Source organism: Aeromonas sp. 603607 (assembly GCF_049171595.1).
Classification (GTDB): domain Bacteria; phylum Pseudomonadota; class Gammaproteobacteria; order Enterobacterales; family Aeromonadaceae; genus Aeromonas; species Aeromonas veronii.
In genome coordinates, this window is the sequence record NZ_JAAKOV010000010.1 from 37172 (window position 1) to 51148 (window position 13977).

The window sequence follows — 13977 nt, forward strand, 5'->3', positions numbered from 1 at the left end:
GCAAAATCGCCCACCTTGCCACCCCCGATGTGAGTCGGGCTCGGAAAGCTTCAGATCTCTTCCCCCCGAGATGGCTGAGCCGCACATGAAAATGGCGTCAGCTCTCAACTCTTTCTGCGCGTTCGCCTGCTTCATGCTATCCGTCGATAACGTTGACACTGCTGTTGTGCTGTCCGTGCAGGGCAATGCGCATCTCGCGACATTTCCTGAGTCTGCCGATGCATGGCAACAGGCGGGTCCGTTTTATTGGCTTGGTATCTATTTGTCAGTGAATGGAAAGAGGTTATTTCCCCATGATGAGCACGAGTGAACACCCCGGTCAGATTGCGCTGCTGGGAGGCTCGGTGGATCGTGTTGCCTTGCCACTTCTCGATCTGTCCTGCTGGGATCCATTGCAGCAGCCGGTATTACTGCTCAACCTGCCTGCAGATGAGCAGGACAGGGTATTGCAGGCTGTGCGGCGTGACCCGATACGCTATTTGCAGCCGGTATTTTGTGTTGTGAAGAGCCCGCTCTCTCCCATGTTGGCCGACGGTCTCCTGACACAGCTGGATGAACGGGCCTCTGACATGCTTGAACGGTTGGCGTTGTTGACCCCTCGAGAGCATCCGGATGACATGGAAAAGCTGGCTTGGTACAGCTGGCCTCGCTCCCATTTTCGCTTGTTGCCACGTTGGCAGGCTGGTTGCCGTCAGGGGTACAGCTATCCCCTGCTGGATTGCCTGCTGGGCAGCGAAGCAGGGGATGCCCTCCCGCAGCTGGTTGCAGAGCGTTTATTGCAGAGTGAGCAGCTGGTGGACCGGGTACGTCTTTGTCACAGTTGCAACTCGGCACATCTCAATTTTGTCGATGTGTGTCCCGAATGCGCTCATATCGCCATCCAGGCCAAGCCAGCTGTGCACTGCTTCACCTGCGGGCACGTGGATGATCAGGATGCATTCATGCGACAGGGTGTGCTGCGTTGTCCCAAGTGCGTCACGACTCTGCGTCACATCGGTGTTGACTATGACAGGCCCCTTGAGAAATTCCGTTGTTTGTCATGCCATGCCCGTTTTATGGAGGCTGCCGTCCAGGCGCGTTGCCATGAATGTGGCCAGGCGCACAAACCCGATGATCTGGTGGTTGCGCCCATCTATGAATATCGCATCGGCAAGCTGGCCCGCCACATCGCACGGGAAGGAACTCAACAACTGCATCTGCCGTTGACCTGGGGTACCCCTATGGCCATGGAGCACTTCCCCTGGTTGCTGCAATGGAACAACAGCTTGCTGCAACGCCATGGTGGCTGCCATACCTTGCTGGCTATTCGGGTTGAGCATCTGGCGGAGTTGCGTGCCGAGTTGGGCATGCTAAAGACTCAGCAGCGACTGGCCGCTCTGCTCAGCCGTTTGCAAGCTCTATTCCGTGATACCGATGTCGTTTGCCAGTATGCCGATGACCGATTGTTATTGCTGTTGCCGCATACGGATGCCGACGACTGGCGCATTCTGCAGGAGCGCATTCAGGCATTGAATCTCATCGAGGGACTGGATGCTCTGACGCTGGCGGTGAAAGTACAACCTTTGCCCGCCCTGTTGGGCGACGATACAGCGGTATGGCTCGGCCAGTGGCTGGATGGAGATAGCCCGGATGCATGAGTGGATGAATACGGTGCACTACATCCTGATAGAGATACTGGGTAGCCTCCAGTTTTCTCCCCGGATGATTCTGTTGCTGTTGCCCATGTTGCTGTTGATGGAGGTGCCACTGATGGCGCTGACGTTGACCGGGATCCTGAAATGGTATGCGCGCCAGCTTCCCATGGCATCTGAACTGCCGCGATCTCGGCGCTGTCCCAAAGTGTCTTGCATCATCACCTGTTATGGGGAAGGGGAGGCGATCCGCTCCACCATATTGACGCTCAAGGAACAGCTTTATCGCGGTCAAATGGAAATCATTGCTGTGATTGATGGCGCCAAGGCCAACGCGCATACCTATCAGGCTGCGCTCAATTGTGTTCGTGAATTCGAGGGGTGCGAGAACAGAAGTTTGGTCCTGCTACCGAAATGGCAGAGGGGAGGCCGGGTCTCCACTCTCAATGCCGGTCTCTCCGCTGCGACTGGCGAGATAGTGATGAACGCGGACGGAGATACCTCCTTTGACAACAACATGATCGATGAGATCGTGGCTTGTTTCGATGATCCTGATGTGCCTGCTGTGGGAGGGGCATTAAGGGTGCGAAATCTGAACGATGGCGTACTGACCCGGATGCAGAGCATTGAGTACATGATCTCCATGCAGGGGGGCAAGACGGGACTGAGCGAGTGGAACCTCATCAACAATATCTCGGGAGCCTTCGGTGCGTTTCGTCGTGATTTTTTGCGCCAGATTGGTGGGTGGGATACCCATACCGCAGAAGATCTGGATCTGACAGTCCGTATTAAGCATTACCTCAAACGCCATCCGGCTTTAAAGATAGGGTTCGCCCCTCGTGCCATCGGTCACACCGATGCGCCCGCAGACGTGATCACGCTTGCCAAGCAGCGTTTACGCTGGGATGGAGATCTGCTGTTTCTCTATCTGCGCAAGCACAAGCTCTCCCTGACGCCGCGTATTCTGGGCTGGAAGACCTTTTTGTTTACCTTGATCTACGGGGTGGCGCAAAACGTGGTGCTGCCCCTGCTGGTCATGGGTTATAGCTGGTGGTTGGTGCTTAGCTATCCGGGGCAGTTTGTCGCTGCGTTGATGATCTGTCTCTATCTGGTTTACCTGTTTCTTACCCTGGTTAATTTCGCCGTGTTTTTGCTGGCTATATCTGAACGCCCGGAGGCAGATCTACGTCTGCTGCCATGGTTGTGTCTTTACCCGGTGTACACCTTGCTGATGCGCTTGTGGTGCGCCATCGCACTGTTGAATGAGATGTTCCGGCGCGGTCATGAAGAGAGCAGCATGGCCCCCTGGTGGGTATTAAAACGAGGAAATAAATTCTGATGAAAGTCACATTCAATCCCCCCAAGAAGCAGGATGCCACGTCGGATGAAGGGATCCGGGTATTGTATGCCCCCGCCAAGCGTGTCGCCTTCAAGGCTCGCTGGTATCTCATCCTGTTACTGGCATTCAGTCCCGTTATTATTCTGCTGTGGTATCTGGGGCGCGAGTGGTGGCTGACCCAGGCGCCAGCCATCATTACCACCGAGCCGCAACTGGTTGTTGCCAATGGGGATGGCTTTATTCGACACATCTACACAGCTCCCGGCCAGGGGGTGTCACAAGGCGATGCCCTGATGCAGTTCGAATCTCCAACCCTCAAGGCCAACATGGCGGAACGAAAAGCGCGCAGAGCGGCCATCGAATTGAGCAAGGCTGAGGCTGAACAGGCTATCTTGCGCAATCTGGACGAACAGATTGGTATTGCCGAACGGGGGAGCCGGGAGCAGGAGGTCATCTATCAGGAGTATGCCGGTTATAAAAAAGAGAAGCTGGTATCCAGTGCAGAGTACGCAACGGCCCTGCTGAATTGGACTCAGTCACGCATAGCTCTGCAGAAGGCAAGGGCAGAGAAGATAGCGCAGGAACTGCAAATCAGTGAGGACCAACTGACCGGACCGCTAGCCAGTGCTCGTCACTTGCTCGATCAGGAGCTGACCGAGATGGAAGCGATGGCGTACCATCAACAGCCAAGAGCTCCGGCGACAGGCAAGGTTTCAGATGTGCTGGTACAGGAGGGGGACTGGGTATTCTCGGGGGCTCCTCTGGCACTTATCTCGAAGCGAGAAGACCCGCTGGTGATAGCCTATGTGCAGCCCAAATATCTCTCTTCAATGGCTCCTGGACACAAGGCTGTCGTCAAGCTGCCCAGCGGGGAGCGTCTGGCTGCCAGGGTCGCCAGACAGGTCGAGCTGGCGGACAAGTTGCCGGCTCAGTTAGCCGCTCCGTTTGAAGGGGAGAAAGCAACCCTCAAGGTCGCACTCTCGCTGGATGAAAAATTACCCCCGAACCTGCAAGTGGAAGGGTTGCCGGTGACCGTGTTGTTTGATTGACGTCTATGGCGTTGTGATCCTGAATCGCAACGCCTTCTTTTGGGTTTCGGCCATAAAAGGTGGCTGGTGTATGGAAGCCCGCGATTGCCTCTCCCTTTTTCATTCATCAATGACTTTATTTCCGCAATGCTCGCAGATGGCATGTCGTTCAAAGCGATCCATGTTGGCCAGAAAGGGGCCGGCGGCCCAGCCGGTAATGAAGTCCTTGATAAAGGCTTTGCGCTTTTGCTCCGGTGTCGGCTGTTGGCCAAAGGCTTTGTCGACCAGCACCACGACATGGTTGGTCTCGCGCTGACAACTCGGGCAGTAGCGTTGTTCGGTGGATGAAAGCAAGGGGGGATCTCCTTGTCCGGAAGAGTGGGCAGCAGGTTTTCCGCCGCAGACATGTAACGTCCCCATTTGATTCCTTTTGCAGGCGGGTCGTCAATCACAGCGAAGGTGGATTGTGCGCCATCTCCTATGAAGAGGGGCGAGCCAACAAGGGTGATCACGAGGGGCCGGTCGGCTCCTCTTTTGTTTCCGTTTGTCACACATTGCCACACAAGCTTCCCCCTCTGGCAAAGTCTTGTGACCGGACGGGTGTGCAATGGTGCCATGAGCAGGGAGATGAGGCCCTGCCGCGATGGAACCAGGGAGCATGTTATGACGAACAAATGGATGTGGTGGCTGTTGCCACTGCTGGCGGTCGGAGTCTGGTGGCTGGGTTATGCGGGGGATGCCAACGGGGTGTGGCCCTGGCGCCATGAGATGTTGTTACTGACCGGCCTGCTGGGGATGACCTATATGGCGATTTCGTTGTTGCTGGCATTGCGCCTGCCGCAACTGGAGGTGTGGTGTGGCGGTCTGGATCGGATGTTGCGATTGCACCGTCAGACGGCCATCGGCGGTGCGTTGGCGCTGACCGCCCACTGGCTGCTGGTGGAGGTGCCGAAGTGGGCGGTCTCGGCGGGTTGGCTGAGTCGTCCCGCGCGGCGTGGGGCCAGCGGTGCTGGGGCTGATGCAGGTAATGGCATCTCGCTCCATGCCCTTGGCAATACTCTGGGTGAGTGGAGTTTCTATCTGCTAATCGCGCTGGTGGTAGTGAGCTTGTTGGCGCTGGTGAGTTATGGCCGTTTTCGGCTGATCCACCGGCTGGCGCCAATCGTCTATTTGGCGGGGTGGGGACACGGGCTCTGTCTGTTGCCTCAGGTGGGAGCCATGACGCCGGTTGGGGTATCGATCTGGTTGATCGGCGGAATCGGCGCTATCGGGGCCCTCTACTCCCTGCTGGGACAAGTGGGAGCGCGGGATCGCCATCCGGGCCGGGTCATTGCGGTGCGGGCGCTGGCGGATCACACCTGCGAGCTGACCATGGAGCTGGAGCGGCCGCTCGCCCATTACCGCCCGGGCCAGTTTGCCTTCTTCGAGTTTGATGCCAAGGAGGGGCCGCACCCCTTTACCCTGGTGCGGGTGTCGGCGGATCGGCGCCAGCTGGTGATCGCGGTGCGGGCGCTCGGGGATCATACCCGTCAGCTGGTGGCAGAGGCGCGCGTCGGGGATGAGGTGGTGGTGACCGGCCCCTATGGTGCTTTTGTTGCCCCGCAAGGGGGAGGGCGAGCCCTCTGGCTGGGGGCCGGGATCGGTATCACGCCGTTTGTGGCCTGGCTGGAGGGGCTGGCTGCCCGTGGCGAGCGCGGCGAGGGGATCACCCTGATCCAGTGTGCGCCGGATCTGGCGGGGGCTGTCTACCACCAACGGTTGGCCGAGCTCTGTCATCGCACCGGTGTGCGTTATCAGTTGCATCTGGACAAGGCGGCCGGGCGGCTGGATCTGGCCCGCATCGCGCAGGATGCGCCCGAGCAGGTGTGGTTTTGCGGGCCGGAGGGGATGGCAGATGCCTTGACCCGGCTGTTGCCGGACGGGCATCTGCATCGCGAGCTGTTCCGCTTTCGTTGAGCTCGATGGGGGCCGTTATTTGGCGCTGGCTGGCAGCTGCTTGAGGGCGGCTTGTACCGCTGCCTCCAGTTGCGGGTCGCGTCCGGCCACCATGTCGGCGGGGGTGAGGGGCACCTGCAGATCCGGGATCAGCTCCTGATTCTCGTAGAAGGTGCCGTCCGGTTTGCGCAGCCCCAGGGTCGGAATGCCGTAGGAGAGCCCCGGGATAAGCCGGGAGTCGTGGCTGTAGACCATGGTGCCGGTGCCGGGCACCGGATCGCCGACGATGGGGCCGGCCTTGAGGGCACGGTAGTACTCGGGGAAGGCGGATCCTTCCGAGTAGCTGCCAGCGTTGACCAGCACCACCGAAGGCTTGGTCCACTGGCGAGTGGCGGCGTCGGTTTCACCCTTGCCCTGACGGGGCCAACTGCTGGCCATCCCCTTGGTGCTGCCGCTGCCGGTCAGAAACTCCACCAGGGTATTGGCGAGATAGCCGCCGCTGTTGAAGCGGACATCGACGATCAGCGCATCGCGATTGCGCTGTCTGCCGAGGGCATCCGCCACCACCGCATCGTAGACCTCGCTATTCATTGCCGGCAGATAGACGTAGCCGACCCGTCCTCCACTCAGCCTGGCCACCAGCTCCCGCCGTTTCTCAATCCAGCGATCCTGTTGCAGCTGGTACTCCTGCTGCTTGTCGATGGCGGTGAGCACCACCTCGTCAGTTTGCTTGTTGCCCGCCTGCTGGAAGGTGAGGGCAAGCCGGGCACCGGCCTGATGGTTGAGGGCTTGATCCAGCTTGGCCAGATTGGCAATCGGGACGCCGTTGATGGCGAGCAGGCGGGCGCCCGGGGCGATATCGCTCTCTTGATCCAGCGGGCCGCCAGAGAGCAGGGCGGTGAGCTCGACCCCTTGCTCGCCATCCTGCCAGTAGCCGCCCAGGCTGGCGGTCTCGTCCGCCATGCGCGGGAAGGGGGCGGGGCCGCTGCCCCAGGTGTGGGAGACATTGAGCTCGCCAGCCAGCTCCGCCAACAGGTTGCCAAAGTCCCGCGGGTTGCCGATGCCCGGCAGCAGGCGGCGATAAGCGGCGACATAGCTCTCCCAATCTACCCCGTTCATATCGTCCAGATAGAACTCGTCCCGGGTGAGCCGGGCGATCTGATCGAAGGCGGCGGTCATGCGCTCCTGCCAGCGGCTGGTGGGCTGCAAGGCGAAGGGGGCGCTGGTGGTCTCGCCGGAGTCGAGGTGGATCCGGGTGATCTCCCCATCCCGCACCAGGGTCGCTAGGGTGCCCTGCTGGTTGAAGCTTGCCAGCGCTGGGCCGGGCTGCTCGCCAAACAGTTCGCTGGTTTTGCCCTTGCGCAGATCCTGGCTGTAGCCCTTGATCTCGCTCTCGCCGTTGACCCCCATCTCCTCCACCAGATAGATCACTTGGTCGCCGATGATGCGGCTGGCGAGCAGGGTGCCGGTGGGTTGCAGCAGCAGCGCTTCGCGATGGTTGAGACGATCGCTCTCAAAGCCGTATCCCCCTTTCGGCGGTTCCAGTTCGGCAATCGCATCGGCTCTGGCGGCGCGGCTGCTGTAAATGCCGAGCAGGTTGGTGACGAGGGGCTCGCCATCGGGCCCCAGTGCGCCAAACCGGGTCGATTGCCAGTAGAGGATGGCGCCATCCAGACTCCAGCTTGGTTGCCCATCCTGATAGCCGTTGAGGCTGACATTGACCGGTTTGGCCTTGGGATTGGCCGTATCGATCACTGCGATCTCCTGTTCCGCCGCATCGGGGCGGAAGGTGAGCGCCAGATGGCGGGAGTCGGGGGCGAAGGCCAGATGCACCTCGTGGCGCGATGGGTTGAAGCTGGCAGGCACCAGCTCCCGCTGCTTGTTGTTCGCCAGATCGAGCTGGTGGATGGCCTGGCCATCCACCACGAAGGCGAGCTGCTTGCCGTCGGGGGAGAGCACCGGACGGCTGATCCCCTTGCCGGGAATGGCCAGCAGCAGACTCTCGGTCAGAGTGCCGGGATCGCTGAACAGCAGCTCCGGATCACCCTTGCGCAAGCGATAGAGGGCGGCGTGCCCCTGCTGCTCCGACAGATAGATGAGGGCGCGGCCCTGCTCGGCGAAGAGGGGGTTGGACTGCTCGCTCGGATCGCGGGTCAGCTGGCGCACCCGCTCCCGCTCGGGGTCGACGGCAAACAGGTTGCCCTCGCTCACCAGGATCAGCTCATCCGCCTTTTCGCTGACCAGCGCTTCGTCTGCCAGGGTCAGGGCCTCGCTCGCCTCATCCGGCGCGCTCGCCACTTGCGGGGTGAGGGTCAGCTTGCGTGGCTCGCTGCTACCGGCATCAAGGCGATAGAGTTCCCCCAGCCATGACCAGACCAGATCGCCATTGCGAGAGGCGCTGAGCCCCCGCACCGGATGGCCCTGATAGTGGGTCAGCTGTTGCTCCTTGCCGCTGGCGAGATCCCGGCGCCAGACGTTGAAATCGCCGCTGCGCTCGCTCAGGTAAAAGAGGGTATCTCCCTTGTCGCTCCAGACCGGATCGGTGGCCGCCACCCGATCTTCGGTCAGCTGCTTGTGCTGCTTGCCATCAAACAACCAGAGACGGGGCACCGCAAACGAGTGCTGATGCTTGCGAAAGGGTTGATTCGCCGCGGGCATCTGATAGGCGAGCCGCTCCCCATGGGGGCGGGCGAGAGTTGCAGGCAGCGGCAGATCGGCCTGCAAGGTGCCGCCGCTGATCGGGGTCCAGTAGAGCTCGCCCCATTGGTAGCCTTCCGCGACATAATGGTCGGCATCGGGCGCGCCCAAGCGCTGGCTGCTCAGCAGCAGCCGTTTGCCATCGGCGCTGAAGGCTTGCGGCAGATCGGTGCGCGAATCGCGAGTGAGGCGCACCATCTCGCCGCCGTTGGCGGGTACCACGAACACATCCTCGTTGCCGTAGAGATTGGCGGCAAAGGCGAGCTGTTTGCCATCCGGTGACCAGATTGGCCGCTGGCTCAGGTAGTCGCTGCCGCTGAGCGCCGTGGCGGGGCCACCCTCGGCACTGGCGACAAAAATGCGCCCCTGCCAGGTGAAGGCAAGCTGCTTGCCATCGGGGGAGAGGGCGGGCTCGCGCAGCCAGAGCGCATCGGCGGCGACACTGGCGGGTAGCCAGAGCAGTGCGCTGACCAGCAGCAGGCGGGCCAGCGAAGAGTTCGGCAAGAAGTGCAGAGGCATGATGTCATCCTGAATCAGGTTCAATTGTTACATATTTACCGATCTGCGGCATCATGGCTAGCCAGAAAATGTAAGCTATGTTTTTGTTTTTATTGTCAATTAGTCATGTTTGTGCAGGTCGTTCATGGACCATTCACCGTTCGCAGCCAAGATATGTTTTATTGGGTCTATTGAGTATTGATGGCGATCCAATATCATGGCGCTCGCTCGCCAACGGGCGAGCCTATTCAGATGATGTGACAACCATAAAAAGCCCTGCCAGAGGCTTGTCGAGGGATGGAATGAGAGCCGTATTGTTGTGTGTGCTGGGGCTGTGGCCCGCGCTGAGTTTTGCCTTTACCGAAAAAGCCGATTTGGTGGTGGTCAAGAAGTCTACCTACAGCCTCACCCTGATGAAGGATGGCAAGGAACTGAAGCGCTACTGGGTTGCACTGGGCCCGGCGCCCAAGGGGCACAAGCAGCGGGAAGGGGATCAACGTACCCCGGAGGGGCGCTACACCCTGGATTACAAGAAGAGCAACTCCGGCTTTTATAAAGCGATACATATCAACTACCCGAATCTGGACGATATCAAGCGCGCCAATGAGTTGGGGGTGAACCCGGGTGGCATGATCATGATCCATGGTCAGCTTAACCGGATGGGTAACCGTCGGGTACAGCCCTCCAACTGGACCAACGGTTGTATTGCGGTACTTAACCACGAGATGGATGAGCTCTGGAATGCCATTGACCCGGGTACGCCCATCATCATCGAGCCCTGATCCGCACAACGGGGGCCTTGTCGGCAGACAAGGCCCCCGTTCTGTTCTGGTTGTGATCCCCTTTAACGGATGTCTTTTTGAGACATTCGCATTGTTGTGAATGTCACTTCAAAAAAAGCCTGCAAATGGTGAGGATATGTGCTCTGTCCGTGAAGGAGTGTCCCATGTCTTTGACCGAAACCTGTCAGCGCATCGTGCGCGATCCCCATCTCTCCGCTGCTCAGAAGAGCCACGCACTGGCGCTGGCCGCCGAGAATGCGTTGCCCTACCCCGACCTGCCTGCCGCAGTCGCCGAGGCGATGGAGCAGGGATTTATCTGCGACATGTTCGAAGGGCACGCCCCCTACAAGCCGCGTTATGTGCTGCCGGACTATGAAAAATTTCTGACTCAGGGCTCTGCCTGGCTGGAGCTGGCGGCGCCGCAGGATTTCGACGAGGCGCTCAATGCCCTGCGCATCCTCTATCACCATGTCCCCTCCGTCACCGGCATGCCGGTCTGGCTGGGGCGGCTCGACCATCTGCTGTTGCCGTTTGTCGGCGAACTGGATGACGAGACCCTCTATCGCAAGCTGAAGGGGTTCTGGGTCTATCTGGATCGGGTGCTGCCGGACGCCTTCATGCACGTCAACATCGGGCCTGATGACAACCGCATCTGCCGCCTGATCCTGCGCATCGACAACGAGCTCAAGCAGGTGGCGCCGAACCTCACCTTCTTCCACGATCCGGAGCAGACCCCGGACAGCCTGCTGCTGCAGGCGGTGAAGAACATCGCCGAGTGCAGCAAGCCGCACATCGCCAACTACCCGATCCATCGCGATACCTTTGACCAGCGTGGTTTTGGCATCGTCAGCTGTTACAACGCCTTGCCGCAGGCCGGTGGCGCCAATACCCTGGTGCGCATCTCCCTCAAGCGGGTCGCCGAGCAGTGCCAGGGGATCGATGACTTCCTCGGCTGCCTGCTGCCCCACTACTGCCGTCTGGCCTCCCAGTTGATCGAAGCGCGGGCCGCTTTCTTGCATCAGGAGTCCGGCTTCTTCAACAGCTTCCTGGTGAAAGAGGGGCTGCTGGATGAGGATCGCTTCGTCCCCATGTTCGGCATCTACGGCATGGCGGAAGCGGTCAATATCCTGATGGATAAAGAGAATCTGCCGGATCGCTATGGTCACGGCGAGGAGGCGAACCAGCTTGGCTATCGCATCTCGGCCCAGCTCTCGGAATATGTCACTGCGACGCCGCAAACCCATGCCTGGGGTGGTCGCGCCCTGCTGCACTCGCAAGGTGGCCTCAGCATCGATGTGGCAGTCACCCCCGGGGTGCGCATCCCCTACGGGCAGGAGCCGGATCCGGCCAGCCATGTGCTGGCGCTGGCGCCGCACCACACTTATTACCATTCGGGGATCAGCGAGATCCTCACGCTGGATCCCACCATCCGCCAGAACCCGCAGGCGCTGCTGCAGCTTTGCAAGGGGGCGCTCGCCATCGGCATGCGCGAGTTCACCGCCAACGTGGCCGACAGCGATCTGGTGCGGGTGACCGGCTACATGATCCGCAAGAGCGACGTGGCTCGTTTTGCAGAAGAAGGCTCGCGCTTGCAGACCACCTGTCTCGGTGCCGAGGCGAGTGAAGTGACTGCCATTCGTCAGCGGGCTCCGCGAGTGGTCGCCCACGAATCGACTATCGGCGAGTATTGAGTTCGCACCGATGGCTGATGTTTTGCCAACACGCAGCGCCCTGGTAAGCAGGGTGCTGCCGTTCTCCTGTGTCGACGGGCCGGGCAACCGGCTGGTGCTGTTTCTGCAGGGCTGCAACTTTCGCTGCCCCGGCTGCCACAACCCTCACACCATCGGGCTGTGCGACGATTGTGGCGACTGCCTTGCGGTCTGTCCGAGCGGCGCCCTATCCATGAGCGAAGGCAAGGTTCATTGGCAGGCGATGCTCTGTACCGACTGCGACGCCTGTCTGGAGGCCTGCCCGCGCAGCGCCAACCCCAAGACGGCCACCATGACGGTGGCCGACGTGCTGGCTCTACTGCGACGCTACGGCCCCTTGCTGACCGGCATTACCGTCTCCGGTGGTGAGGCGACCACCCAGCTCCCCTTTGTGGTTGCGCTGTTTGCTGCCATCAAGGGCGCGCCGGATCTGACCCATCTCACTTGCCTGCTCGACAGCAACGGTTCTCTGGCCGAAACCGGCTGGCAGCGGCTGCTGCCGGTGCTCGACGGCGCCATGCTCGATCTCAAGGGCTGGCGCGACTCGGTCCATCACACCCTGACCGGCTATGGCCGCGAGCGGGTGCTGGGGTCGCTGCAACTACTGGCACGCCACGGCAAGCTGACCGAACTGCGGCTGCTCCATGTGCCGGGCAAAAGCGATTTTCTGGATGCGAGTGGTGAGCTGGACGTGGATCTCGCCGCCTTCTTGCAGCAGCTTGGGCCTGTGCCCATTCGCCTCAACGGTTTTCGCCACCACGGGGTGCGGGGGGAGGCGGCGCAATGGCCAGAGGCGACCCGCAGCGAGCTGGAGTGGCTGGCGAGTCGGTTGCGTGCTGCGGGAGTGGGGGCGGTGACCTTGCCACCGCTGATCTAAAGAGGTCTGATCGATTCCCTTGCTGTGTAGTAAAAGCACACAACTGTGACTTCTGTCTATTGGAGGGGGCCTTGGGGCTCGTTATGATATTGCCCATCCGTCCCTCCTCCATCACAGATAAATCATGAGTGAAAGCAAGGCGTTATATCGGGTTCAGTTTATTTGCCACAACGAGCGCTACGAGGTCTATGTGCGCCAGGTGAATCAGGGCCAACTGTTCGGTTTTATCGAGATCGCCGATTTTGTCTGGGACAACCACACGGCGCTTATCGTCGATCCCAGCCATGAAAAGCTCAAGAGCGAATTTGCCGATGTGCGTCACACCCTTATCCCCATGCATCAGGTGTTGCGCATCGATCAGGTGAAAAAGCAGGGGGCTGCCCGCATCACGGATCTGGGTAGCAATGTCGCCTCTTTCCCCAGTCCCATTTATACCAAACGTCCCTGATCCCTCATTGCCATGGATGTTTCGCCGTGGCGAAACATCCATCTCTTCTCGCTGTCACCTGGCTCAGGGCTCGACCAGCTCGCGACCCAGTTGCAGGATCCGCTGGCGGAACCAGTGGCGGGCCGAACCATCACCGGCCGGGCCATACCAGACCAGACTGTGACTCACCTTGCCGTAATCGAACGGTGCCGGGCGCATCACCAGATCCGGCTGACTGGCCATGCAGGCCGCCCAGCCACCGATGGCGGTGAGGATCAGATCAGTCTGGGGCAGCAGGGCTGCTGCGCTGGCAAAATCGGGCAGGGTGGCGCCAATCTGGCGACGCACCTGTTGCTGGGCAAGGCTCTGCTCGAAGAAGGGGTTGGCCAGCTCCTGATCCCGGATGGCGATATGGCGCCAGCTCAGGTAGGCATCGAGATCCCAGGGCTTGGCTAGCGCCGGGTGGTCTTTGCGCAGCAGACAGACCAGTTTCTCTTCCCGCAGGGTCTCCCACACCAGCCCGGGCTGGCGCGGTAACGGTTGGCTCTGGTCATGGGGCAGGATCACGAAGTCGAGTTTGCCCGCTGCCAGCGCCTCCAGCCCTTGTTCATCCTTGTTCCAGATCTCCGGCACCATGCCCGGGACTTCTTTCATCAGCTGACCCAGAATGGGGCCCACCGGCCAGGTCATCACGCTCTCGCGCAATCCCAGCCGCAAGCAGCCCTGCCACTGCTGGGGGTTGAAGGCATTCTGGCGAGTGAGGCCGTTCAGCTCCCCCAACAACCGGTGCAGGGTGGGAGCCAGTCGCTCGGCCATGGGGGTGAGCAGCAGCTGGTTGCCCTGGCGGTAGAGCAGTTGATCCCCCAGCAGACCCCGCAGCTGGTTGAGGGTCTTGCTAACGGTGGAAGGCGTGGTGCATAGCCGCTCGGCGGTGCGGGTGACGCTCTGGTTGTCGAGCAGCAGATGCAGGGTGACCAGATGGCGACCTCCCAGCCGAGAGAGTGCGATCAGATCCATAAGTACTCCACAAGCGAAGGGAAGAGACAAGACAAAA

Annotated in this window: 11 protein-coding genes; 8 read left to right on the forward strand and 3 right to left on the reverse strand. The window is 60.4% G+C overall.

The features are described from left to right. Nucleotides 1-293: 293 nt before the first annotated feature. The 3 genes from G5315_RS10995 to G5315_RS11005 are packed head-to-tail and all read left to right on the forward strand — an operon-like array spanning nt 294 to nt 4019. Nucleotides 294-1637: a diguanylate cyclase domain-containing protein gene (locus G5315_RS10995; protein ID WP_227341458.1), complete on the forward strand. Its 1344-nt coding sequence runs from the start codon at nt 294-296 to the stop codon at nt 1635-1637. After that, a complete protein-coding gene (locus G5315_RS11000; RefSeq protein WP_323912496.1) occupies nt 1630-2970 on the forward strand; it encodes a glycosyltransferase family 2 protein in 1341 nt (446 codons plus the stop codon). The genes G5315_RS10995 and G5315_RS11000 overlap by 8 nt, the downstream gene beginning before the upstream one ends. After that, nucleotides 2970-4019, forward strand: a complete 1050-nt coding sequence (locus tag G5315_RS11005; protein ID WP_216952122.1) for an HlyD family secretion protein — start codon at nt 2970-2972, stop codon at nt 4017-4019. The genes G5315_RS11000 and G5315_RS11005 overlap by 1 nt, the downstream gene beginning before the upstream one ends. A gap of 99 nt (nt 4020-4118) precedes the next feature. Here the strand turns inward: G5315_RS11005 and G5315_RS11010 are convergent, their stop codons facing one another. Next, nucleotides 4119-4352 (reverse strand): hypothetical protein, encoded by a 234-nt coding sequence (locus G5315_RS11010; RefSeq protein ID WP_421333038.1) that lies wholly within the window; start codon nt 4350-4352, stop codon nt 4119-4121. Between the two features lie 309 nt (nt 4353-4661). Between G5315_RS11010 and G5315_RS11015 the strand changes: the two genes are divergently transcribed. Continuing rightward, a complete protein-coding gene (locus tag G5315_RS11015) occupies nt 4662-5954 on the forward strand; it encodes a ferric reductase-like transmembrane domain-containing protein (protein ID WP_421333039.1) in 1293 nt (430 codons plus the stop codon). 15 nt (nt 5955-5969) lie between these two features. Here the strand turns inward: G5315_RS11015 and G5315_RS11020 are convergent, their stop codons facing one another. After that, nucleotides 5970-9149 carry a S41 family peptidase gene (locus G5315_RS11020; RefSeq protein WP_421333040.1) on the reverse strand — a complete coding sequence of 1060 codons (3180 nt, stop codon included), beginning with the start codon at nt 9147-9149 and terminating at the stop codon, nt 5970-5972. A 281-nt stretch (nt 9150-9430) separates the two neighbouring features. Here G5315_RS11020 and G5315_RS11025 point away from each other — a divergent pair, with 281 nt between their 5' ends. The 4 genes from G5315_RS11025 (at nt 9431) to G5315_RS11040 (ending at nt 12944) form a co-directional block, all read left to right on the forward strand. Next, nucleotides 9431-9910 carry a L,D-transpeptidase family protein gene (locus G5315_RS11025; RefSeq protein WP_227341454.1) on the forward strand — a complete coding sequence of 160 codons (480 nt, stop codon included), beginning with the start codon at nt 9431-9433 and terminating at the stop codon, nt 9908-9910. A gap of 164 nt (nt 9911-10074) precedes the next feature. Continuing rightward, the gene (locus G5315_RS11030; protein WP_323936353.1) at nt 10075-11601 is read left to right on the forward strand and encodes a YjjI family glycine radical enzyme; all 1527 of its coding nucleotides are present in this window, start codon (nt 10075-10077) and stop codon (nt 11599-11601) included. Nucleotides 11602-11611: 10 nt separating this feature from the next. Continuing rightward, complete coding sequence (locus tag G5315_RS11035) at nt 11612-12496, forward strand: YjjW family glycine radical enzyme activase (RefSeq protein WP_216952119.1); 885 nt, start codon at nt 11612-11614, stop codon at nt 12494-12496. A gap of 124 nt (nt 12497-12620) precedes the next feature. Further along, complete coding sequence (locus G5315_RS11040; protein ID WP_216952118.1) at nt 12621-12944, forward strand: DUF1820 family protein; 324 nt, start codon at nt 12621-12623, stop codon at nt 12942-12944. 63 nt (nt 12945-13007) lie between these two features. On the opposite strand, the gene G5315_RS11045 is transcribed toward G5315_RS11040, so the two are convergent. Then, complete coding sequence (locus G5315_RS11045; RefSeq protein ID WP_421333041.1) at nt 13008-13940, reverse strand: LysR family transcriptional regulator; 933 nt, start codon at nt 13938-13940, stop codon at nt 13008-13010. Nucleotides 13941-13977: the final 37 nt, after the last annotated feature.